At 67.0% G+C, this 23651-nt stretch carries 16 protein-coding genes and 1 pseudogene; 12 read left to right on the forward strand and 5 right to left on the reverse strand.

The features are described from left to right. Window positions 1-2 precede the first annotated feature (2 nt). The 4 genes from QFZ75_RS23675 to QFZ75_RS23690 all read right to left on the reverse strand — a co-directional run bounded on the left by QFZ75_RS23675 (window position 3) and on the right by QFZ75_RS23690 (window position 4925). Entirely contained in the window at window positions 3-824 is an 822-nt protein-coding gene (locus tag QFZ75_RS23675; protein ID WP_307539914.1) for a carbohydrate ABC transporter permease, read from the reverse strand. After that, window positions 821-1813: a carbohydrate ABC transporter permease gene (locus QFZ75_RS23680; protein WP_307539916.1), complete on the reverse strand. Its 993-nt coding sequence runs from the start codon at window positions 1811-1813 to the stop codon at window positions 821-823. Before QFZ75_RS23680 ends, QFZ75_RS23675 begins: the two co-directional genes overlap by 4 nt. Next, on the reverse strand, window positions 1810-3105 hold the full coding sequence (locus QFZ75_RS23685) for an ABC transporter substrate-binding protein (protein ID WP_307539918.1): 1296 nt from the start codon (window positions 3103-3105) through the stop codon (window positions 1810-1812). The genes QFZ75_RS23680 and QFZ75_RS23685 overlap by 4 nt, the downstream gene beginning before the upstream one ends. Before the next feature lie 554 nt (window positions 3106-3659). Then, complete coding sequence (locus QFZ75_RS23690; RefSeq protein WP_307539920.1) at window positions 3660-4925, reverse strand: MFS transporter; 1266 nt, start codon at window positions 4923-4925, stop codon at window positions 3660-3662. 83 nt (window positions 4926-5008) lie between these two features. On the opposite strand from QFZ75_RS23690, the gene QFZ75_RS23695 reads away from it, so the two are divergent. The 12 genes and pseudogenes from QFZ75_RS23695 (at window position 5009) to QFZ75_RS23750 (ending at window position 23276) form a co-directional block, all read left to right on the forward strand. Next, window positions 5009-5998, forward strand: a complete 990-nt coding sequence (locus QFZ75_RS23695) for a LysR family transcriptional regulator (RefSeq protein WP_307539922.1) — start codon at window positions 5009-5011, stop codon at window positions 5996-5998. A 367-nt stretch (window positions 5999-6365) separates the two neighbouring features. Further along, window positions 6366-7424 carry a hypothetical protein gene (locus tag QFZ75_RS23700; RefSeq protein ID WP_307539923.1) on the forward strand — a complete coding sequence of 353 codons (1059 nt, stop codon included), beginning with the start codon at window positions 6366-6368 and terminating at the stop codon, window positions 7422-7424. Further along, window positions 7424-9631: a glycosyltransferase gene (locus QFZ75_RS23705; RefSeq protein ID WP_307539925.1), complete on the forward strand. Its 2208-nt coding sequence runs from the start codon at window positions 7424-7426 to the stop codon at window positions 9629-9631. The genes QFZ75_RS23700 and QFZ75_RS23705 overlap by 1 nt, the downstream gene beginning before the upstream one ends. Before the next feature lie 161 nt (window positions 9632-9792). Continuing rightward, window positions 9793-11193 carry an acyltransferase gene (locus tag QFZ75_RS23710; RefSeq protein WP_307539927.1) on the forward strand — a complete coding sequence of 467 codons (1401 nt, stop codon included), beginning with the start codon at window positions 9793-9795 and terminating at the stop codon, window positions 11191-11193. 218 nt (window positions 11194-11411) lie between these two features. After that, the gene (locus QFZ75_RS23715; RefSeq protein WP_307539930.1) at window positions 11412-12074 is read left to right on the forward strand and encodes a hypothetical protein; all 663 of its coding nucleotides are present in this window, start codon (window positions 11412-11414) and stop codon (window positions 12072-12074) included. Beyond that, window positions 12062-13114 carry a hypothetical protein gene (locus QFZ75_RS23720; RefSeq protein ID WP_307539932.1) on the forward strand — a complete coding sequence of 351 codons (1053 nt, stop codon included), beginning with the start codon at window positions 12062-12064 and terminating at the stop codon, window positions 13112-13114. Before QFZ75_RS23715 ends, QFZ75_RS23720 begins: the two co-directional genes overlap by 13 nt. A 133-nt stretch (window positions 13115-13247) precedes the next feature. Next, window positions 13248-14276 (forward strand): annotated as a pseudogene (locus tag QFZ75_RS23725) (putative T7SS-secreted protein); the annotation flags it as partial. Window positions 14277-14851: 575 nt separating this feature from the next. Beyond that, window positions 14852-15571, forward strand: a complete 720-nt coding sequence (locus QFZ75_RS23730) for a hypothetical protein (RefSeq protein ID WP_307539934.1) — start codon at window positions 14852-14854, stop codon at window positions 15569-15571. Between the two features lie 692 nt (window positions 15572-16263). After that, window positions 16264-16926: a hypothetical protein gene (locus tag QFZ75_RS23735; RefSeq protein ID WP_307539935.1), complete on the forward strand. Its 663-nt coding sequence runs from the start codon at window positions 16264-16266 to the stop codon at window positions 16924-16926. Next, window positions 16914-17954 (forward strand): hypothetical protein, encoded by a 1041-nt coding sequence (locus tag QFZ75_RS23740; protein ID WP_307544728.1) that lies wholly within the window; start codon window positions 16914-16916, stop codon window positions 17952-17954. Before QFZ75_RS23735 ends, QFZ75_RS23740 begins: the two co-directional genes overlap by 13 nt. Before the next feature lie 175 nt (window positions 17955-18129). Continuing rightward, a complete protein-coding gene (locus tag QFZ75_RS23745) occupies window positions 18130-22716 on the forward strand; it encodes a DUF6531 domain-containing protein (protein ID WP_307539936.1) in 4587 nt (1528 codons plus the stop codon). Between the two features lie 119 nt (window positions 22717-22835). Next, a complete protein-coding gene (locus tag QFZ75_RS23750) occupies window positions 22836-23276 on the forward strand; it encodes a hypothetical protein (protein WP_307539938.1) in 441 nt (146 codons plus the stop codon). Between the two features lie 179 nt (window positions 23277-23455). Here the strand turns inward: QFZ75_RS23750 and QFZ75_RS23755 are convergent, their stop codons facing one another. Then, the gene (locus QFZ75_RS23755; RefSeq protein ID WP_307539940.1) at window positions 23456-23650 is read right to left on the reverse strand and encodes a DUF397 domain-containing protein; all 195 of its coding nucleotides are present in this window, start codon (window positions 23648-23650) and stop codon (window positions 23456-23458) included. Window position 23651 lies beyond the last annotated feature (1 nt).

Raw genomic sequence — 23651 nt, forward strand, 5'->3', positions numbered from 1 at the left:
CCTTACTTGACCGCACCCACGGCGATGCCGCGGGTGAGCGTCCGCTGGAAGACGAGGAAGAAGACGATGGCGGGCAGGACGCCCAGGAGCGCGGCGGCGTTCGTCATCGTGGCGTCCATCAGGCGCTGGCCCTGGAGGACGCCGAGGGCCACCGACACGGTCTGGTTGTCGTTGGAGATCAGCATCACCAGGGGGAGCAGGAACTCGTTCCAGGTCCAGATGAAGAAGAAGACCAGGAGCACGCCGATGGTGGGCCGGCTGACGGGCACCACGATCCGCCACAGCACCTGCCACTTGTTCGCGCCGTCGATGCGGGCGGCCTCGATGATCTCGCGCGGGAACTGCCCGAGGACCGCGGAGAGCAGATACGTGCCGAAGGCCGCCTGGATCACGGTGAAGACGATGATCACGCTCAGCCGGGTGTCGTACAGGCCGGCTTCCTTGCTCAGGTAGTAGACGGGGTAGACCAGCGCCTCCTGCGGCAGCATGTTGGCCAGCACGAAGAAGGCCAGCACCCAGGTGCGGCCCCTGATCCGCCCGATGCCGATCGCGTACGCGTTGAGGACGGACAGGACGACCGCGCCGAGGGCGACCGATCCGCTGATCAGCACCGAGTTGGCGAGCTTCTGCCCGAAGTCGACGCGCTCCCAGAAGTCCTTCAGCCCGTCCAGGTAGACGCCCTCGGGCAGGCTCAGCGGGCCGTTCGCCGCGTACTCGGCGGGCGACTTGACCGCGTTGACCGTGACGATCAGGAAGGGCAGGACCATGAACAGCGCCCCGATGACCAGGGCGAGCAGCACGGGGTAACGGCGGAGGGCGGTCATCGCATGACTCCCTGTTCGGCGTCCTCGGCACGGGTCTGGAGCTTCAGGCCGGCCAGGGTGAGCAGCAGGACGATCACGGTGAGGACGGTCGAGATCGCGGCGCCGTACCCGACCTGGGTCTTCTCGAAGAACGTGGTGAACGAGAAGTACGAGGGCACGTCGGTCGCCCCGCCCGGCCCGCCCTTGGTGAGCACGTACACCGCGCCGAACACCTTGAGCGCGGCGATCGTGCACCACAGCAGCACGACGGAGATCTCGGGTCTGATCTGCGGCAGCGTGACGTGCCAGAACCGCCGCCACCAGCCGGCCCCGTCCAGCTCGGCGGCCTCGTACAGCTGCGGGTCGACGCGCTGCAGTCCCGCCATGAAGATGACGAGCGGGAAGCCGAGCTGCACCCACACCATCACGCCCATGACGCTGTAGAGCGCGAGGTCGGGATCGCCGAGCCAGTCCTGCTGGAGGCTCCCGAGCCCGACCGCCTTCAGCAGCTCGTTCAGCGAGCCGTTCTCCGGCGCGAGGATCCAGCTCCACACGATGCCCGCGACCGCGATGGGCAGCACCTGCGGCAGGTAGAAGCAGGCCCGCAGCACGGCCGCGGTCCTGCTGCCGAAGTGCTTGCCGACGAAGTCGAACAGGGCGGCGGCCAGGACCAGCCCGAGGACGGTCGGTACGACCGCCATCGCGACGACCATGAACAGGCTGTGCCGGAAGGACGCCCAGAACTCCGCGTCGTCCATCAGCTCGCGGTAGTTGGCGAGCCCGGACCACTCGGGGCTGCCGACGCCCTGCCACTCGGTGAAGCTCACGCCCGTGTTCATCAGGAACGGCACGACGACGATCACGGAGAAGGCGAGGGCCCCGGGGAGCAGGAACAGGGCGTACGAGTCACGGGGCCGGCGAGGACTCCTCGACCGGTGACGCGCTTCGACGGCCGTGCTGCCCTCGCCGCCCCGGCCGCCCCGGCCGCTCTTTTCGACGGTGACCGTCACCGGTCCGCTACGCCCTTGTCGTACGCGGCCTTCACCGCGTCCAGGTAGGCGTCCGGCTTCGCGCTCCCCGTGATCAGTTTCTGCGTCTCGGAGACGAGGACGTCGTAGAAACCGCCGACGGGCCAGTCCGGGTAGAACGCCAGGCCGTCCCGCTCCGAGAGGGCGTTGAAGTTCGCGATGAGCCCTTTGGCCCGCGGATCCGTGATGGCGGCGGGATCGGCGGCCACCGGGACGCCGCCCTTGTTGCCGAGCAGGTTCTGGATCTTCTTCGACATGGTGATGTCGATGAAGTCGTACGCCAGGTCCTTGTTCCCGGCGCCCTTGGGGACCACCCACAGGTTGCCGCCCGAGCCGAGGGTCATGTTCGACTCCGGCCACAGGAACGTGCCCCAGTCGAACTTGTTCTCCGCGGCGAACCGGCCGTACCACCAGCTGCCGGAGAACAGGATCGGGCTCTTGCCCTGCATGAACGAGAGCCCGGCGTCCTCGGCCTTCGTGCTGACGGACTTCTTGCCGATGTACCCCTTCTTCACCCAGTCCGCGAAGGTCTGCGCGCCGTAGGTCCACGCGGTGTCGTGGAAGTCGGGCTTCCCCTTGAAGAGTTCGTACGAGTCCACCCAGGCGCGGTCCGCCTTCGACAGCGCCAGTTGGTACAGGTACTGCTGGGCCACGTACTCGGCGCCCGCGTTGGCGAGCGGGGTGACGCCCTTGTCGACGAACGTGTCCATCGCGGCCGTCAGCTCGTCGAACGTCTTCGGCTCGGCGATCCTGTACTTGGCGAAGAGGTCCTTGTTGTAGAAGACCATCGTGTACTCGGCGTAGTTGGGGACCCCGAACCACTTGCCGGAGCCCATCACGCCCTTGGCGTCGTACCGGCTGGTGGTACGCACGCCGGCGCTGAGCTTCTTGTCCCAGCCGCGCTTCGTCACCTCCGCGGACAGATCGGTGAGCAGCCCCTGCTGGGAGAGGCGGCCGGCCGTCGCGTTGCCCTTGTTGTACTCCATGAGGTCGGGGGCGTCATCGGAGTTGAGGACCATCGAGGCGGTCTTCTGGATCTGCTCGAAGCCCTTCTCCTCGAACTTCACCTTGACGCCCGGGTGGGTCTTCTCGAACTCCTTGATGGCCGCGTTCCAGGCCACCGCCATCGCGCTGTCGGGGCCTTCGTAGTGCCACAGTTTCAGGGTCTTCCCGTCGGAGGACCCACTGTCCGAGTCACCGCAGGAGGCCAGCAGCAGGGTGGTGCTGACCACCGCCGCTGCCGCCGCCATCACACGCCGTCGTGTGCTCAACATCCTGTGCCTCCAGGGAAGTCGGACGGGCATCGGAACCTCACGCCGCACTCGCGCGGCACCCGTCGAATCGTTTCGACGGGTGCCGTCGAAGCGCTTCGACGGGGGAACGTAGGGGGGAGGCCGTGGCGAGTCAATGCCTTGCGCGCGAATTGGCTCCGCCGTTCGACGCCCCGAACGGGGGCGGGGTCGTACAGCTCCGGTTGACGGGGGCTGAGCGCGCAGTTCCCCGCGCCCCTAAAAACCCCGGCCCCGCCAGGGCCCCGGGGACCACCTCGAGCAACCGAAGCGGACCGCTCACCCGACACCCGGCCTGCTTTTCAGGGGCGCGGGGAACTGCGCGAGCAACCCGAGCGGACGGGTCACCTGGCGTCCGGCCCGGTTTTCGGGGGCGCAGGGAACGGCGCGAGCAACCGAAGCAGACGGGTCACCCGGCGTCCGGCCTGCTTTTCGGGGGCGCGGGGAACGGCGCGAGCAACCCGAGCGGACGGGTCACCCGGCGTCCGGCCTGTTTTTCAGGGGCGCGGGGAACGGCGCGAGCAACCCGAGCGGACGGGTCACCCGGCGTCCGGCCCGGTTTTCGGGGGCGCGGGGAACGGCGCGACCCGCCGCGCCCGCACCCCCGTCGCCGTTGTCGTCGCGAGCGCGATCGCCAGTGCCGTCACGGCCGCCCCCACCGGCACCGCATAGCCCGCGGCAGCCGACCCCCGCTCGACCACCCACCCGCCGACCGCGGACCCACAGGCGATCCCGCCCAGCAGCCCGGTCACCGCCAGCGTCATGCCCTCGTTCAGCCGCCCCGCGGGCGTCCGGTGCTGGAGCAGCGTCATCGCCGTGACCATCGTCGGAGCGGTGGCCATCCCGGCGAGCAGCAGCGCGAGGCCCAGAACCACAAGACCGCCGCCGCCGAGCCCGGCGGCCAGCAGGGGCAGGCACATGAGCGGCACCATCGCGGCCACGCTCAGCAGGAACCGGCGCTCGACGGCCCCGGCCGGCCGCAGCGCCCCGTACAGCAGCCCCGCCGCACACGACCCGGCCGCCTGCAGGGCGAGGACCACCCCGGCCGCCGACCGGTGCCCCCGTGCGTCCGCGAACGCGATCGTCACCACCTCCATGGAGCCGAACACCGCCCCCGTCGCGAGGAACCCGACCACCAGCGGCGCAACGCCGGGCGCCCGGAGCGGGGACGGCCCACCGGCGCCCGTACGCCCCCGGACGGGCGGTTCCGTGGACCGCTGGGCGGTGAACACGAGAACACCGGTCACCAGCAGAACGACCGCGACGAGCGTGCCCGCCTCCGGGAACAGCGCCCCGCACAGGAGCGCGGCCAGCACCGGACCGAACATGAAGCAGAGCTCGTCCGCGGCCTGCTCGAAGGAGTTCGCGGTGTGCAGCCGCGCCGGGTCCCCGTCGAGGAGGTGGGCCCAGCGCGCCCGGGACATGCCCCCGGTGTTGGGCGTGGTCGCCGTGGCGGCGTACGCGGCGAACAGCGTCCAGTCGGGTGCCCCGAGGCGGACGCAGAGCAGCAGCGCGAGCGAGCCGAGCGCCGCGACCGCCGTCGCGGGGACGGCGATCCTGGCCTGGCCGTGCCGGTCGACGAGCCGGGCCGTCCAGGGCGCGACGACCGCCGTCGCCGCAAGACCGGTGGCGGTGACGGCACCCGCGAGCGCGTACGAACCCCGCGTCCCCGCGATCATGACGACGGCGCTCACGCTGAACATGCCCATGGGGAGCCGGGCGACGAGATTCCCGATCGTGAACGCTCTGGTGCCCGGTATCCGGAAGAGGAGGCGGTAGGGATTGCGTGCGGTCCGTAGCGGCATGGATCAACGTTCGCCCGGCCCCTCGCCAGGGGTCCAACACCTTCTCCGCGCTGATTCACGCGTCCGCGTTGTAGGTTCACCCGGTGCCCGCCCACCTCGAACCCCGGCTCCTCCGCGCCTTCCTCGCCGTCGCCGAGGACCTGCACTTCACCCGCGCGGCCGGCCGCCTGTACATCGCCCAGCAGGCCCTCAGCCGGGACATCCGGCGCCTGGAACGGGAACTGGGCGCCGAACTCTTCGTACGCACCACCCGGCAGGTGGCGCTCACCCCCGACGGCGAGCGGCTGCTGCCGTACGCGCGCCGGGCCCTGGAGGCGCAGGACGAGCTGCTCGCCGCCTTCGGCCGGGCCGACGCTCCCGGCCGGGCGGGCGCCGGGCGTCCCCTGCTCGTCGACGTGAACAGTCCGGGTCTCGTCTCCGGGCGGGTCCTGGCGCTGGCCCGGGAGCTCGCTCCCGACTGCGAGCTGATGGCCCGCTTCGAGAGCGGCCTCACCGGCGCCGCGGCCGAACTGCTCGCCGGCCGGCTCGACGCGTCCTTCGGCCGGTTCGCGGGCCTGGACCCGGCGCTGCGCGACCGCCTCGGACAGCAGCCCGTACGGTACGAGCCGATGGCCGTCGTGCTGCCCGAGGACCACCGCCTCGCCGCGCTGGACGCCGTACCGCTCGCCGCGCTGGCGGGGGAGCGGGTGTACGCGGGCGCCGGAAACCCCCGGACGCTGGAATGGACCGACCTGGCCCGTCAGCTCTTCGAGGGACGCGGGATCGAGGTCGCCCCGCCCGCGCCGCTCGCCGTCGGCACCGAGGAGTTCCGGCGGATCATGGCCAAGACCCGGACCCCCGTTCTGGCCGCCGTGGACTTTCCGGCCATGCCCGGATCGACCCTCCGACCCCTCGTCGACCCCGTCCCGCTGTCACCCGTATCGCTGGTATGGCGGAAGGGACTTGTGCATCGGGGGCTCGACGCGCTGCGGGCCGCGGCGGCCCGGCTCTCGGCGGAGGAGGGGTGGCTGGAGCGCCCCGCAGAGGGGTGGATTCCGGCCACGGATGCACTCATCATGATGAGCCGGATCTGATACGGAACCCTCACTCATGGCTACGTGCGATACATTCGTGGCCCGGGAGCAGTGTGATAAAGGGGGCGCTCGGGTCGGATGGGGGTCCGGTCCGGACGACGACGTGCGAGTACCCGGGTCGCTCGCGCCACCCCAGAACGAGTCCCGTGGGGGGATGTACGTGCGCGTGAAAAGTTGGCCAGAAGACGCTCAACCGGGTCGGAACGATTCCGATCAGCCGGATGCGGGCGCGGCCGAGGAGCCACTCCGTGACGGGGTCGGCCGAGCGGTCCGAAATGGCCCTGATCAGCCGTTCCGCAGCGATTCGGCCGATGCCTGGAGAGAGTCGGACGATGCTCCCGTCCTCGGTACATCGGGCGCGTCGGGCATGTCCGACGGGTGGTTCCGCCGGGAGGCGGCCGCGGCGGTGCCGCGGCAGCGCGGCGACGACCTGGACGTGACCCGGCTGGAGACCGGCCGCATAGTCTGGGGCACCACCGGTGCCACCGGCTCGCTCGGCCCGGCCGGCGCCGCAGGGCCAGGGTCCGCGAACACCGCGGCCGGCTCCGCGTTCGGCACGGACGACGCCGGACAAGGACACGGACGCGACGCCGGACACGGACACGACGCGCGATACGACGCCGGACACGGACACGACGCGCGATACGACGCCGGGCACGGACATGACGCCGGGCACGATTCCTGGCAGGAGTCCGAGCACCCCGAGCACACCCACGACCCGCACGAGGTCACGGTCCAGATGGACGGTGTGGGACGGCAGCTGGAGGACTGGCTCGTCCAGCAGGCCAAGGGCGCCCCCGGCACCCAGGACGCCTCGGACGGCCCGGTCTTCGTCGACGAGACGGGCCGCCGCAGCCGCCGCTACCGCAGGATCGGCATAGCCGTCGGCCTGGCCTGCGCGGTCTACGCCGTGGTCATCCTCGTCACCCTCGTGTCGGGCAACTCGAACGCCCCCTGGCTGCCCATCAAGGACCAGCAGCAGGACTCCCCGGCCGGCAAGGTCGAGCCCTCGCCGCTGCCCGCCGACCCCGCGGACCCGTCCGGCTCGGCGAGCGCCTCGCCCGAGGCGAGCGTTTCCGGCAGCGAAGGCCTCGTGCCGACGCCGGACGCCGGCGTCTCCACCGCCCCGTCGGCGAGCGCGTCGGCACCGGAGAACTCGGCCGACCCCGAGCCGTCGGCCACCAAGACCGCCAAGCCGGGTACGGGCACGGGCAACAACACGGCCGACCCCGACCCCACCGACGAAGTCCCCGCGTCACCGGATCCCGATCCGGACCCGACCGACACCGGCGTCACGGACGGCCCCACCACGGAGGCTCCCGCCGGAGGCGACACCGACGACGTCGCCGACGACCCGCTCACGGGCGAGCCGACTCCTCTCGAGCCGAGCCCGCCCACCCCGTCCTCCCCGGAGAACATCCTCTGATGGCACCCCGCACCAGCAAACGCGGCGCAGTCCGGGGCGCCGCTCGGCGCCGACGACTGCCCATGCGCTACCTGCTCCCCTCGCTCATCCTCGTCGCCCTGATGGCGATGCTGATGCTGCGCGGGTACGTACACAGCGAGATACTCGCCGACCACCGCATCCAGCCCGAGGCCGCCACCGACCGCGTACCCGAGAAGATCCTCGACGGCGGGCCGGTCATCGACACCCGCGGCGGCCGCACCGCCAGCCTCAGCGTGCCGAAGCACCACCTCGTCCTCACCTTCGACGACGGTCCGGACCCCGAGTGGACCCCCAAGGTCCTCGACGTCCTCAAGAAGCACGACGCGCACGCGGTGTTCTTCGTCACCGGCACGATGGCCTCGCGCTACCCGGACCTCGTCCAGCGCATGGTCGACGAGGGCCACGAGGTCGGCCTGCACACCTTCAACCACCCCGACCTCTCCTACCAGTCGAAGAGCCGCATCGACTGGGAGCTGTCGCAGAACCAGCTGGCGCTCGCGGGCGCGGCCGGCATCCGTACGTCGCTGTTCCGGCCGCCGTACTCCTCGTTCGCCGACGCCATGGACGACAAGTCCTGGCCGGTGACCCGGTACATCGGCAGCCGCGGCTACCTCACCGTCGTCAACAACACCGACAGCGAGGACTGGAAGAAGCCGGGCGTCGACGAGATCATCCGCCGCGCCACCCCCAAGGGCGGCGAGGGCGCCATCGTCCTCATGCACGACTCCGGCGGCGACCGCCACCAGACCGTCGAGGCGCTCGACCGCTTCCTGCCCGACCTGCAGAAGAAGGGCTACGAGTTCGACAACCTCACCGGCGCGCTCGGCGCACCCAGCGCGCACACCCAGGTCACCGGAGTCGACCTGTGGAAGGGCAAGGCCTGGACCTGGGCGGTGCAGGCCTCCGAGAAGGCCACCGACGTCCTCGTGGTCGGCCTCGCCGTCGTCGGCACCCTGGTCATCACCCGCTTCGGCCTGATGCTCGCGCTCTCCATGGCCCACGCCCGGCGCGTGCGCCGCAGGAACTTCCGCTGGGGCCGGCCGGTCACCGAACCGGTCTCGGTGCTGGTACCGGCGTACAACGAGGCCAAGTGCATCGAGAACACCGTGCACTCGCTGATGGCGAGCGAACAGCCCATCGAGGTCGTCGTCATCGACGACGGTTCGAGCGACGGCACCGCCCGCATCGTCGAGGACATGCGGCTGCCGAACGTCCGCGTCGTGCGCCAGCTCAACGCGGGCAAGCCCGCCGCCCTCAACCGCGGCATAGCCAACGCCCGGCACGACCTCATCGTGATGATGGACGGCGACACCGTCTTCGAGCCGGCCACCGTGCGTGAACTGGTGCAGCCCTTCGGCGACCCGAGCGTGGGCGCCGTCGCGGGCAACGCCAAGGTCGGCAACCGCGACTCGCTGATCGGCGCCTGGCAGCACATCGAGTACGTGATGGGCTTCAACCTCGACCGCCGCATGTACGACATGCTGCGCTGCATGCCCACCATCCCGGGCGCCGTCGGAGCCTTCCGCCGCTCGGCGCTCGAGCGCGTCGGCGGCATGAGCGAGGACACCCTCGCCGAGGACACCGACATCACGATGGCGATGCACCGCGACGGCTGGCGGGTCGTCTACGCGGAGAACGCGCGCGCGTGGACCGAGGCCCCGGAGTCCGTCCAGCAGCTGTGGTCCCAGCGCTACCGCTGGTCGTACGGCACCATGCAGGCGATCTGGAAGCACCGCCGGGCCCTGATCGAACGCGGCCCCTCCGGCCGCTTCGGCCGCGTCGGCCTGCCCCTGATCTCCTTCTTCATGGTCCTGGCCCCGCTCCTGGCCCCCCTGATCGACGTGTTCCTGCTGTACGGGATCGTGTTCGGCCCCACCGAGAAGACGGTCGGCGCCTGGCTGGGCGTCCTCGCGATCCAGGCGGTGTGTGCCGCGTACGCCTTCCGGCTGGACAAGGAACGCATGACCCACCTGATCTCGCTGCCGCTGCAGCAGATCCTCTACCGCCAGCTCATGTACGTCGTCCTGCTCCAGTCCTGGATCACCGCCCTCACCGGCGGCCGCCTGCGCTGGCAGAAACTGCGGCGCACCGGCGTGGTCGGCTCGGCACCGGGCGTGCCCGGCACCCCCGGCCCCGTACCGCGCCAGCGCACGCAGAGCGGCAGCGATCGGAGGCCCGTCGGATGACGCACGGACACACCACGGATCCGGGTGCCACACCACCGGAGCACACACCGTCGTTCGGGGTGCCGCGGCAGCGGGCCGACGCACCGGACAGCCACCCGGAAGAGCCGGGGTACGACGCGAGGTGGGTGATGTCCCCGTTCGACACGTCGGGCCCATCAGCTATGTCCGATATATCTGATGCGTCCAACGCGCCCGACACGTTCGGCACGAAGGTCCCGGCGGAGAATCCGGGGTCCCCGTTCGAGGCCCCCTCCGCGTCCGCCGCGTCCCGCGCACCGTCCGTCCCCGCTCCCGACCCCTCTCCTTCCGCCCCCGCCTCCGCGCCGAAGAAGGCGGGCGGCCGCGACCGCTACCTTGACCTCCTGCGCACCCTGGCGCTGGTCCGCGTCGTCGTCTACCACCTGTTCGGCTGGGCCTGGCTGACGGTCCTCTTCCCGTCCATGGGCGTGATGTTCGCCCTCGCCGGTTCCCTGATGGCCCGCTCGCTGAAACGCCCGGCCCTGGGCGTGATCCGCGGCCGGATACGCCGGCTGCTGCCGCCCCTGTGGGTGTTCAGCGCCGTCATGCTCGCCATGATGTTCGCCGCGGGCTGGAACATCTCCGAGGACCCCGACAACGGCGGCACCTGGGGCATGATCGAGCTCTTCAACTACGTCGTACCGATCGGCGCCCCGCCGTTCCCCTGGAGCATCGGCGACAAGTCGGGCCTCCTGGAGCAGACCTGGGCGGTCCAGTCGGCGGGCGTGCTCTGGTACCTGCGCGCGTACCTCTGGTTCGTGCTCGCGTCCCCGCTGCTCCTGTGGGCGTTCCGCCGGGCCCCGTGGCCGACGCTGCTGGCCCCTCTCGGCCTGACGGCCGTGGTGGGTACGGGCCTCGTCACCATCCCCGGTGAGACGGGCAACGCGGTCTCGGACTTCGCGGTCTACGGCGGCTGCTGGGTCCTCGGTTTCGCCCACCACGAGGGCATGCTGCAGAAGGTCCCGCGCTACCTGGCGGTGTCCTGCTCGGCGCTGCTGATGGCCTTCGGCCTGTGGTGGGCGTCCGGCCATCTGGGCCCCGACGGCTGGGACCTGAACGACATCCCGCTGTCCCAGGCCACCTGGTCCTTCGGGTTCGTGGTCATCCTGCTCCAGTACTCCCCGTCCTGGCAGGACCTCCCCGGCCGCCTCAAGCGCTGGGACAAGCTGGTCACCCTCGCCAACAGCCGCGCCATGACGATCTACCTGTGGCACAACCTGCTCATCATGGCCACGGTCCCGATCCTCGACGAGCTCTACGAACTCCCGTTCATGAACGACCGGATGGTGGGCTGGCTGGACACCACGTACATGGTGTGGATGTTCGTCCTGGTCTGGCCGCTGATCGGCCTCGCCATCCTCTCGGTCGGCTGGGTCGAGGACCTGGCGGCGAAGCGGAGCCCGCGCCTGTGGCCGGACGGCACGAAGAAGCCGTCCCGGTCCGGCACGCACTCGGGTTCCGGATCCGGCCCCGGGTCCGGCCCCGGTTCAGGACCGAAGCCCTCTTCCCATTCCCGGCCTCGGGCCCGGGCCCGGGCGAGGTAGGACGGGCGGCGGCGGTTATCTGTTTGCGTATGCGTGGGCCGAGCTTTCCGCTCGGCCCACGCGTCGTGCCGGCCCTCGGCAGGACCGGGTGACCGGTCCCACGCCTGTCCCAGTTTGGCCACGAGCCCGTCTCCCGCCACGGTTCGCTCTGGCGTCGTCTCCCGCCACCTCGGTAGCGTGACTGCGCTGAAGACCCCTCGCTTCACTGGGAGACAACTGTGAACCGCCGCCCCACTGTGCTCGCCGCGCTCACGCTGACCGCCGCCGCGGCCTTGACGCTGTCCGCCTGCGGTGGTGGTGGCGACAGCGACGAGGACAAGGCCAACGACAAGATCGCGGGCGCCGACACGGGCACCGAGAAGTCGGCTTCGCCGAGTGCGTCGGAGACGGCTGCCGCCGGACGCCCGAAGATCGAGCTGCCGTCGGACTTCAAGCACAGTTTCACCCCGGACGGGTCCGGAGACACCGTCAAGAACGCGATCCTGAAGGACAATGCCGAGCTGGTCCGCGCCCTCGACGCAGCCATCATCGCCCAGGATCCGCGACTGCCGGCCTTGGAGTTCTATACGGAGGGTGAGGGCGCGGTAGCCGCCCAGAAGTGGGTGAAGGCGTTCACGGACGCCGGTTGGACGGTCACCGGGAGCGTGCGCTACTTCGACCGCCAGGTCACGGTGAGTTCCAAGAACGCCGCTTCGCTCAGCTACTGCGCGGATGAGAGCAAGGCGTTCAGCAAGGTCATCAAGACCGGAGAGATCAAGAAGACCGAGGTCACCAAGAAGAGTTACGTCGCTTATGGCGCCCAAGTGGAGAAGAATGACGAGGGGGTGTGGGAACTCATGAAGATTTCCTCCACGCGAGGGGCTGACAGGTGCCAGCCATGAGTCGGTTCTTCCGCGTGGCAGCAGCCGTGGCGGTGGCGGGTGCCCTCTGCACGATCTCACTTCCCTCCGCGAACGCCGAACCGGTTCCGCCAGGCGGTGACGACTCGTTCGGCGGTGACTCCGGCAACGGACCCTCAGGCGGCGTCGACGGCGACACCATCAGCTCCGTCGCAGGCGGCAAGATCGTCTACGACCGCTCGAAGAACGGCAGCGGCGGTTCGGTCGGGGCTGTCAGGCCCACGACGAACTGGACCCCGCCCGCCTGCTGGTATGCCCCGAAGTACACCCCGGAGCAGCTCCAGAAGTACATGGAGCCGATTTGGGAGGCGGGGTCGACGGGGGATCAGTGGGACGCCGAGCAACGCGAGAAGTATGTCAACGGCGGTGAGTACAAGGACTTCAACAAGGAAAAGACCGGCAAGGGCTACTTCTGGGACTCGTACGTCAACGACAGCTTTCCGCCCGGCTGGGACAAGTGCACGGAGCCTCCGTTCTGGGTGGACACCGGTGACGCACCGCCGCCCGGGATCGAGAACGCCATCACCCCGGAGATACTGGCCCAACTCGCGTACGCCGAGATCCGGGTGCCCGGCACCGAGGTGACCCTCGCCCCCGAAGGCACGACCAAGGTGAACCTGCCGACCTGGGCCTGGCTGGACGCGGCAGACTTCAAACCGGTTTCTGTGACGGCATCCGTACCCCTGATCGGTATCGAGGCGACGACGACGGCCACACCGGTCTCGCTGAAGATCGAGCCGGGCACGGCCGACGCGGCGACGTATCCCGCGTCCGGCGTATGCGAGTTGAACGGCAAACAGATCGGCGAGCCCTATGCGAAGGGCAAGTCCGACGAGACCCCGCCGTGCGGCGTGAAGTACCTGCGCTCGTCGGGCGACGGTACGTACAAACTCCAGGCGACGGTCACGTGGAAGATCTCCTGGACGGGCACGGGTGTCAACGACCCGCAGGACCTGCCACCGGGCGAGTTCGGAGCCGACCAGGACGTGATCGTCCAGGAGATCCAGTCCGTCAACCGCTGATTGTCATGACGGCAAGGCTCAGTGCCGATGCTCCGCCTCGCGGTAAGACGGAGCACCGGCTGCCTTTTGCTGTGCGATAGCTTCGCTTGTGCGTACGAGTGCTTGATGAGGTTGGCGTGACGGGGGTTGCGTGGTGGTGGGGTATCGGCCGACGGACTGGCATGTGCTGGATCTGGAGAGGGATCCGACGCCGGGGGATCCGGTCCGGGTGAAGTCGCTGGCCAAGAGCCTGCACGACTTCGCAGACGATGTGCAGGACGCGCTGCGTCTCGTCAAAGGGATGGCGGAGGAAGACGCCGTCCTGACGATGGTGGGCAAGACGGCTGAGGTGTTCCGGGACGAGTTCTCGGGTGTCCCGAAGAACTTGAAGAAGCTGAAGAAGTCCTACGACCTGGCCGGCGATGCGCTGGCCGCGTACTGGCCACAGCTGGAGCGTGCCCAGGCCCTGGCGGACAAGGCGCTGGCCAAGGGGCGCGAAGCCCAGGCCGACCTCTCCTCGGCCAAGTCCCGCCTCACGACAGCCGATTCTTGGGTCACCCGGGCGAACAAGGAGGCGGACAAGTACAAGGACGATCCGACCGGTGGCAAGGACGTCGACAAGCCCGATGAGGCGAAGGTGCGGGCCGCCACCCGCGACGCCCAGAGTGCGAAGGACGCGCACACCGCCGCCCAGTCGGACGTCACGACCGCGCAGAGTGCGCTGGATGCGGCGAAGAAGATGGCCGTCGATGCCCGTGCGATGCGGGAGGAGGCGGCCGGGGAGGCCAAGCGCAAGCTCGACGAAGCCTCGGACGCGGGGATTCGGAACCGTAAGTGGTACGAGGAGGTGGGGGACTGGTTCGTCGACAACTGGGACACCATCGTCGCCGTCTGCAAGGTCGTCGTCGCCGTCCTGGGGATCATCGCCCTCATCATCGGCGGGCCCATCCTCGGCGCGATCGTCCTCATCGCCGCCCTGATCGTGCTGGCGGACACCCTCAACAAATACATGAAAGGCCAAGCCTCCCTGTGGGATGTGGCCTTCGCCGCGCTGGACTGCATACCCGGCATGAAGGGGCTCACCACCCTCGGCGGCCTCGCCAAGGGTCTGAAGGGTCTCAGGACCATGAACGGGCTCAAGGCCGGGCTGAAGGGCATGGCCGAGGGCGTGCGCGGCATGAGCGGCGTTTTCAAGGGCGCAGCCCGCATGCCGGGTGGCCAGATCCCTTATCGGGCGCTGTCCCCGAAGGCCAGGCAGCTCACCCGGGCGCTCGAGAACGGGCACATACCCATCCGGCCCGGAGAGGTGAATGTCTCCCATCTCTCCGAACTCCAGAGCTTCCACGGGGTCGAGCACGCCATCATCCAGAATCCGGCGGGAGATCTGCGTCTCTTCCGAGGGACGGAGCGGACGAGTTCCATTCCGCGGGACCTCAGAGGGCAGGATTACGATTTCATCGCCCATACGCACCCGGAAGACCGAATTCCCGGACCACCCAACCGAATAGAACAGGCGCAGGGGATTCCCAACAGCATGTCGCGGGACTTGGAGTACAAGGCGTCGGATCATATGGAAGTGGTTGTCAGCAGGGACGGGAATCTGAGGTTCTTCGACGGTGCGGGAATCCGTGACCTGCCGCAGGGAACGTATCCTCAGGGTGGTCCGGTGAATCCATTGGGGTTCATCGTTCCTGTGCGAATGGGATGACCGATGTGCGTACCATGGCATGAACCGCGCCGCGGAAAGGGAAAGCTGTAATGATTAGTGAATACGCTTCGTGTGTCTTCTGCGGGGAGTTCGTCCTGCACATCCCCGGCTGGGCCAGCAGTATTCCTTCCTACCGCCTCATGAGGGCGACCTGGCAGGAGGAACACGCGTTCGTGGTCGGTTCGCTCCACTTCTCCTGTCTGCGTGGGTCGCCCGTCCGGTCGGAGTTCGCCGCCGAGTTCGCGCAGATCGCGACAGGACACGGAGGGGAGATCACGTATCAGGCGGGCGGCGAGGCCCGGGCCCTGGTCCAGCCCGGTCTCGGCTACGTCGAGCAGATCTTCCGGGGCGACGAATGCGCCATCCACCGCAGTGACACCCGGGACAGCTGGCTCGTGCAGGAGTATGCCGGGCCCTGGTACGTGCTGGACCGGCCCCAGCTGGAGGACATCGCGCAAGGGAAGCAGCCTCGTCTCGACTCCGGTGTGGAGCGGATCGTGCTTCCGGGTGAGCCGATGGCGAACCTTGCCGATGCCACGCTCGTCGAACTCCTGGACGGCCTCGGCGTCACGGACCGGTATCCGGGCCTTGCGGCAGGGGAGCCGGAGTACGAGTTCTGGAAGTACTTCGCCCCGAAGCGCGTACTGGAGTACGCGGTGATCGCGACCCCGCCCCTGCCGGCGGAGGCGGCCGCGTTCCTGCGTGCCTACGCCCCGGGCTGTCGGCCGATCGACTACGACGCGCTCGAACGCGACGAGCCCCGGAACTGAGAAGCCGGGCGACGAGGGCCAGGGGTACACCCGCCACTTCGGTCCTTTCGTGGCGGCATCGCCCTCCTCACTCGTATCGCCGACTGCAATGAGAACGCGATCACCTTCGGCTACGACTAGTTCGGCGTACCCTTGGCTCTTCGTCACACCGGCGGTCATGAGCTCAAACTCGCCATTGATGAAGGACGGGTCGCCGCTCTGCCACCGGCGGGTGCCGACGAAGACGACTCGGATGTCACAGTAAAGGGGTACGACTACTCCGACGGGGTCCTGGCCAGGGTGGTCAGCAGATCAGGTCACATACTGCGCTTCGCGTGCGGCGAGCGCATCGCATCACCTCGCGGACCGACAGCAACGACCGCAGCATTCCCTTGGTGAGTGAGCATTCCGTTTCCGGATTACTGAAACATGCTGCGACTTTACATACACGGTGTTTACTGGTGCGGTTGAGGCCGCCTCGGGCCAGGGTTGCCAACCGCTAATCAGCGAGTAGGGGTTGGCGGTTATGGCTCTTTTACTCCTTTCTGCCTTTGCCGCGCGTCACATCTTGCAGAGCTGGCTGGACAGTGGGTCCTGAGCCTGTCTCAGTTCGGCGACGAGGCTGTGCGTTGCACGGTTCGCTCTGGTGTCGTCTCCCGTCCCCTCGGTAGCGTGACTGCGCTGAAGACCCCTCGCTTCGCTGGGAGATAACTGTGAACCGCCGCCCCACTGTGCTCGCCGCGCTCACGCTGACCGCCGCCGCGGCCTTGACGCTGTCCGCCTGCGGTGGTGGTGGCGACAGCGACGAGGACAAGGCCAACGACAAGATCGCGGGCGCCGACACGGGTACCGAGAAGTCGGCTTCGCCGAGCGCCAGTCCGGTGGACTCCTCCGACCGTCCCAAAATCACGCTTCCGCCTGATTTGAAGCTGACCTTCGAAACGACGAAGACCGGGGACGCGGTCAAGGACGCCGTTCTCGCCGACAATGCTGAGCGGATGCGTGCCGTGGACGCCGCGATCACAGGGACGGATCCCGAGGGTGAGGCCCTCGCCTACTACAACACGGGTAAGGCGCGGGAAGCTGCGCTGACCTGGGTTCAGCAGTTCAAGGATGCCAACGCCTCACTCACCGGAGAAGCGCGCTACTACGACCGGAAAGTGACGCTGAAGGGCAAGACCACAGCCCTGCTCACCTTCTGTGCGGACGAGAGCAAGGGCTTCAGCAAGGACAAGAAGACCGGTAAGGCTGACAAGACACCTGTCACGAAGAACAGCTACGTCCTTTACAACACCCGGCTGGACAGGAACAGCGAAGGAACGTGGCAGACGTCTCAGATCATCTCTACGAGGGGGGCGGCGCAATGCCAGCCGTAGGGCGAATTGCCGTGGGCGCGAGCCTGATAGCCGCGGTCACGGTGCTGGCCAGTGGTCCTGCCGCTTGGGCGGACTTCGTACCAGGAGGAAACGGCACAGGGGCCGAAACTCAGGTCGACGGGGGTCAGAAGGGCCAGAAGGTGACTTCTACGGCCGGTGCCGTCGTCTTCGACCGCTCCAAGAACGGCTCCGGAAATTCGGCCGGCCCGGTCACTTCCTCGGCGTCGAACTGGACCCCGCCCGCTTGCTACTACGCCCCGAAGTACACCCCGGAGGAGCTGGAGAAGTACCTGACGCCGATCTGGGAGGCGGGGTCGACGGGGTACGAGTGGGACGCGACGCAGCGCGAGAAGTACGTCAACGGTGGCGAGTACAAGGACTTCAACAAGGAGAAGACCGGCAAGGGCTACTTCTGGGACTCCTACGTCACCGAGGGCAGGGAAGGCGACCCCGGCGCGCTCGACTGCACGGAAGCCCCGTTCTGGGTGGACACGGGCGATGCCCCACCGCCTGAGATCGAGAACGCCATCACTCCGGAAATGCTCGCCCAACTCGCGTACGCCGAGATTCGTGTGCCGGGTACCGAGGTGACCCTCGCTCCAGAAGGCACGACCAAGGTGAACCTGCCGACGTGGGCCTGGCTGGATGCGGCGGATTTCAAGCCGGTCTCTGTGACGGCGTCCGTCCCCCTGCTGAACGTCCAGGCGACGACGACGGCGGAGCCGGTCTCGCTGAAGATCGAGCCGGGTACAGCCGACGCGGCGACGTATCCCGCTTCCGGCGTGTGCGAGCTGAACGGCAAACAGATCGGTGAGGCGTACGCGAAGGGCAAGTCGGACGAGACCCCGCCGTGCGGTGTGAAGTACCTGCGTTCGTCGGGCGACGGTACGTACAAACTCCAGGCGACGGTCACGTGGAAGATCTCTTGGACGGGTACGGGTGTCAACGATCCGCAGGACCTGCCGCCGGGCGAGTTCGGAGCCGACCAGGACGTGATCGTCCAGGAGATCCAGTCCGTCAACCGCTGACCGGCACGGTGCGCATACGCAATGTTCCAGGGCTCCGCCTCACCAGGTGAGGCGGAGCCCAACAGTCTCTGGTCGTGCGATAGCTTCGCTTGTGCGTACGTGTGGTCGATGGGGTCGACGAGGTTGGCGTGACGGGGGTTGCGTGGTGGTGGGGTATCGGCCGACGGACTGGCATGTGCTGGATCTGGAGAGGGATCCGACGCCGGGGGATCCGGTCCGGGTGAAGTCGCTGGCCAAGAGCCTGCACGATTTCGCGGACGATGTGCAGGACGCGCTGCGACTGGTGCAGGGGATGGCGGGTGAGGATGCCGTCCTGTCGATGGTGGGCAAGACGGCTGAGGTGTTCCGGGACGAGTTCTCGGGTGTCCCGAAGAACTTGAAGAAGCTGAAGAAGTCCTACGACCTGGCCGGCGATGCGCTGGCCGCGTACTGGCCACAGCTGGAGCGTGCCCAGGCCCTGGCGGACAAGGCGCTGGCCAAGGGGCGCGAAGCCCAGGCCGACCTCTCCTCGGCCAAGTCCCGCCTCACGACAGCCGATTCCTGGGTCACCCGGGCCAACAAAGAGGCCGACAAATACAAAGACGACCCGACCGGTGGCAAGGACGTCGACAAGCCCGACGAGGCGAAGGTCCGGGCCGCCACCCGCGACGCGCAGAGCGCCAAGGACGCGCACACCGCCGCCCAGTCGGACGTCACGACTGCGCAGAGTGCGCTGGACGCGGCGAAGAAGATGGCCGCCGATGCCCGCCAGATGCGCGAGGAGGCGGCCGGGGAGGCCAAGCGCAAGCTGGACGAAGCCTCGGACGCGGGGATCCAAAACCGTAAGTGGTACGAGGAGGTGGGGGACTGGTTCGTCGACAACTGGGACACCATCGTTGCCGTCTGCAAGGTCGTTGTCGCCGTCCTGGGGATCATCGCGCTGATCATCGGCGGGCCGATCCTCGGCGCGATCGTCCTGATCGCGGCCCTGATCGTGCTGGCGGACACCCTCAACAAATATATGAAGGGCCAGGCGTCCCTGTGGGATGTGGCCTTCGCTGCGCTGGACTGCATACCCGGCATGAAGGGCCTGACCACCCTTGGTGGCCTCGCCAAGGGTCTGAAGGGTCTCAGGACCATGAACGGGCTCAAGGCCGGGCTGAAGGGCATGGCCACAGGGTTGCGCGGCCTGGGCAAGTCGGCTCGGGGAGCCCTCACCGACGGGGCGAAGGGCGCCTACAACCGGCTCAAGAGCGTGGTGCGGTCCAAGGGCAGTGACCCGGTGGACATGGCCACGGGTGCCATGTATCTGCCGCAGACCGATCTGGAACTTCCTGGCAGCCTTCCGCTGGCCTTCACGCGGCGGGTCGCGTCCGACTACCGCTGCGGCTGGTGGTTCGGTCCTACCTGGGCATCCACCGTCGATCAGCGCCTGGAGGTCGATGACGACGGCATCGTCTTCGTCACGGAGGACGGGCTGCTTCTGGCCTATCGGCACCCCGCCGACTCGCAGACGCCGGTATTGCCCGAGAGCGGTCCTCGCTGGCCCTTGACCAGGCTGGACGTCGGCTATCGGATCGATGACCTTCTGACCGGCAATGCTCGGCACTTCACACACGCGGTCCAGGGAATCGCCCTGCTCTCCAAGATCGTGGACCGGAACGGCAACACGATCACCTTCGACTACGACGACTATGGCGCTCCTCTTGCAGTACGGCATACAGGCGGGTATCACCTGAAGTTCACCACGAGTGAGGGCCGTGTCGTCACCATGGCTTTGGCCGGCGCCGCTGCGGACGGTTCAGACGTCACGATCAAGCGTTATCACTACGTCGACGGCAACCTGGCAGAAACGATCAATTCTTCGGGACTGCCCCTGCGCTTCACCTATGACGAACGCCTACGTGTCACTTCGTGGACCGATACCAATAACAGCTGTTACACCTACACGTACGACGACCACGACCGGTGTGTAGCGGAGGGCGGCGAAGCCGGACACATCACCGTCCGGCTGGATTACGACGGCGTCGACTCTGACTGGCCCGGCTGCCGCGTCACCACCCTGACTACCGCCGAAGGTGCAGTAACGCGCTTCGTCATCAACGACAACAGCCAGGTCATCGCTGAAATCGGTCCACTTGGCGGGACGGTACTCACCGCCTACGACGCCCATCACCACGTGGTGTCCCGAACCGACGAACTCGGCCACACCACGCGACTGGTTCTTGAGGAGAGCGGTCGCCCTACCGAAGTGGTTCGTCCGGACGGCGCGTCCATGCAGTTCAGTTACGACGGTCAGGGCCAGCTGACGGCAATCGGCAGACCCGACGGTGCCATGTGGCAACGTGTTTACGACACGCTTGGCAACTGTATTGGCATGACTGATCCCTCCGGGGCGACCACACGGTTCACTTACGACAGGGCGGGTCACATAACGGCAGTCACAGATGCCTTGGGCAACACCAGAACGGTTCGCTGCAACCCGGCTGGGCTTCCGGTCGGAGTCACCGACCCGCTCGGTGCCACCATCGAATGGGAACGCGACAGTTACGGCAGAATTGTCGTCTACACCGATCCGGCTGGGCTCACGACACAGCTCACCTGGACGGTCGAAGGCCAACTCCTCAGCCGTACCACCTCAGACGGGGCCGTCGAAAGATGGTCGTACGACGCTGAAGGAAACTGCGTCAGCCACACCACGCCTACAGGAGCGGTCACACGTTTCGAGTACACGCATTTCGACCTGCCATCGGCCCGCACAGGCCCTGACGGGGTCAGATACGAGTTCGTCCATGACATGAGTCTCAGATTGGTTGAAGTCACCAATCCGCAGGGTCTGATGTGGACGTACGAACACGATGCGGAAGGGCGGCTGATCTCGGAGTCCGACTTCGACGACCGGGTTCTGCGGTACACCTATGATGCTGCTGGCCGCTTGATCTCACGTACGAATGCACTTGGTCACACGCTGCACTACGAGCGTGACACACTCGGTGACGTAGTTCGGAAAGTCAGTGAAGACCGCAGCACCTGCTTCGCTTACGACCTCAACCGTGCGTTGGTAGCTGCAAGCGGGCCTGAAGTGGCGCTCACACTGGAACGAGACCTCAACGGTCTTGTCACGTCCGAGACGGTGAATGGTCTCCGTACGTCCTACGCGTACGACCGACTGGGGCGCGTTACACATCGGACCACGCCGTCCGGAGCCTCGGCGCGCTGGATTTACGACGAGGCGGGCAACCGAAGGCACCTGAATTCCTCAAGCCGCACACTTCGCTTCGACCGTGACTGGTCCGGTCAAGAGATATGCCGTCATATTGGCCAAAACGCCATGCTCACACATGCCTATGACGGTCTGGGGCGTCGTACCGCCCAGTCCCTCTCCGTTGCTGATGCCGACCGTGTGCTGCACCGCGGGTATTCGTATGGCGAGGACGGTAACCTCACCGGCATCGACGATCAGAGCGCCGGATACCGACGATTTGATCTGGACCGCGCGAGTCGGGTTACCGCTGTTCACGCAGACAGCTGGAGCGAGCGGTACGCCTACGATGAGGCGGGCAATCTGACCGACGCCTCTTGGCCCACTGGGCGGTCCGATGATTTCGGCGGGGGACACCTTTCTTACGCGGGCACGCGAATCAGCCACGCAGGCGCTGACCGGTATGAATACGATGCCCTGGGGCGGACGATTCTGCGTCAGAAAAAGCGCCTTTCAAGAAAGGCCGACACTTGGCGTTACGCATGGGATTCGGAAGACCGATTGGTGTCAGTAAGAACTCCTGACGAAACGCTGTGGCGTTATCTCTACGATCCATTGGGGCGCCGCGTCGCCAAGCAGCGTATCGGTGCGGACGGACAGTCGATCGTGGAACAGATCAACTTCACATGGGACGGCACCAACCTGTGCGAGCAGACGACCGAGGTACCGGCAACCAGTAGTCGCGTCACATTGACGTGGGACTACGACGGTCTGCATCCGGTCGCTCAGACTGAGCGCATTGTTGCAGCGGGAGCGGCTCAAGAAGAAATTGACTCCCGGTTCTTCTCCATCATTACCGATCTGGTCGGAACGCCAACAGAGCTTGTCGGCGAGGACGGCAAGGTCGCTTGGCGCACGCGCGCCACACTATGGGGGAGGACCGCTTGGAACGCCGATGCCACGGCATACACACCCTTGCGCTTCCCCGGCCAGTACTACGATCCGGAAACAGGTCTTCATTACAACTACTTTCGTTATTACGATCCCGATTCCGCCCGCTATTTGACACCGGATCCGCTGGGGTTGGCTCCGGCGCCCAACCCGGTTGCCTACGTCCACAATCCCCACACGGGGGTCGACCCTCTCGGGTTGAGCCCGTACTACAGCGAGATCGCATCGAACGGACAGCGGGGCCCTGCCTACGCGGTGGTCACCCCGCAAACGCTCGACGACGCAGCCAACGGGCTCATCGGCAGTCCACCGGGCCGAGGCTCCCGTTATGCTCCTCCAGGTTTTCAGGGCGGCCCGGCCGGCCATTCTCGGGGCCATCTGATAGGTCAGCAATTTGGTGGGGACGGTCGTGACATGCGAAACATCGTCACTCAGGGCACCACGCAGAACAATGGACCCATTTCGGATGCCGAAGACCTGATCGCCGACCATGTCAGATCATCCGGGAACACTGTGACCATGAGTGTCACCCCGGAATACGCCCATGGTGCAAATGTGCCAAGCCATGTCCTGATCGAGGCCGTGGACGACTTCGGCTGGTCGTTCACCAGGCGACTGCCTAACATGTAGAAAGAGGTGCAGTGATGGCAGGAACGGACCACGTGGCTGAACTGTCGGCCCTTATGTCCCTCTGTCCGCCACCGCGGAATCCTTCTCCGTCGAATGCTGGTCGATCCAGTTCGACTTGTGTGGGGACACCTGACGGGCATGAGGAACTGGTCAAGGTGTATGGCACCGGATGTTTTGACGAGTTCCTCTGGATTTTTGCAGAGGGTGCAGAAAATGAAAATCTCGACATCTCCTCTCGCACGGCAGCGGCGAGGGTGACCTTCCGGGAAAAGAAGCTGCCTGCGCTGCGAGAGGCGCTTGCCGACCTCCGCAGTGCTCCGGAGGAACTGATTCAATGGGGAGTGACAGACAATGGAGACTCGCTCCTTTGGGTTCCTGTCGGAAACCCCGAAGATTGGCCAACAATTGTTCTTCAGGCGGGCCAGCTCGACTTCAGTGTCTGCTTGAAGAGCTCCACTGGATTGATCTTGGATCTTCTGTCGAGAGCTCTTCGTCTACGAATTTTCCCCGAAGATTTCCCAAGTCCACACCCGGAATTCTCGCCCGACCCGTACGCGTAGGTGGACGAATTTCGAAGCTGATTCGAAAAGCCGCCAGGACAGTTTGGAGAGGGTGATGAAACCGGTGCCAGGGAAGAGCGGTTGTTCGGAGCCCTCGTCCATGGCTGTCATCTTCGAGGTGATCCGCAGACGGTCCATCCATGCCGGTCGGCCTTTCATGAGGCATGGCGTGCCCATGCTCAGGTGGTGCGTGGAGACGGAGATGCCTTCAGGGTTCGTATCAGGGCGTGCAGGCGGGGGCGGGTTGTTATGAGGACGGCGTCGGGGGCGTCGCTCTCGCGGAGGTGGACCGTGCCCGTGGGGGCAGCCGCCACATAGAGGCAGTTGGCCGCTTCGGCGCTGTACGACGACTTCTGCCAGACAAGTTCGGACATG

Source organism: Streptomyces sp. V3I8, assembly GCF_030817535.1.
Taxonomy (GTDB): domain Bacteria; phylum Actinomycetota; class Actinomycetes; order Streptomycetales; family Streptomycetaceae; genus Streptomyces.

Excerpts from the sequence above, each read along its gene's own strand:
- QFZ75_RS23690 (WP_307539920.1), bottom strand. The coding sequence starts at position 4,925 with ATGCCGCTACGGACCGCACGCAATCCCTACCGCCTCCTCTTCCGGATA.
- QFZ75_RS23710 (WP_307539927.1), top strand. The coding sequence starts at position 9,793 with ATGTCCGATATATCTGATGCGTCCAACGCGCCCGACACGTTCGGCACG.
- QFZ75_RS23700 (WP_307539923.1), top strand. The coding sequence starts at position 6,366 with ATGTCCGACGGGTGGTTCCGCCGGGAGGCGGCCGCGGCGGTGCCGCGG.
- QFZ75_RS23685 (WP_307539918.1), bottom strand. The coding sequence starts at position 3,105 with ATGTTGAGCACACGACGGCGTGTGATGGCGGCGGCAGCGGCGGTGGTC.
- QFZ75_RS23740 (WP_307544728.1), top strand. The coding sequence starts at position 16,914 with ATGCCAGCCGTAGGGCGAATTGCCGTGGGCGCGAGCCTGATAGCCGCG.
- QFZ75_RS23675 (WP_307539914.1), bottom strand. The coding sequence starts at position 824 with ATGACCGCCCTCCGCCGTTACCCCGTGCTGCTCGCCCTGGTCATCGGG.
- QFZ75_RS23730 (WP_307539934.1), top strand. The coding sequence starts at position 14,852 with ATGATTAGTGAATACGCTTCGTGTGTCTTCTGCGGGGAGTTCGTCCTG.
- QFZ75_RS23705 (WP_307539925.1), top strand. The coding sequence starts at position 7,424 with ATGGCACCCCGCACCAGCAAACGCGGCGCAGTCCGGGGCGCCGCTCGG.
- QFZ75_RS23755 (WP_307539940.1), bottom strand. The coding sequence starts at position 23,650 with ATGTCCGAACTTGTCTGGCAGAAGTCGTCGTACAGCGCCGAAGCGGCC.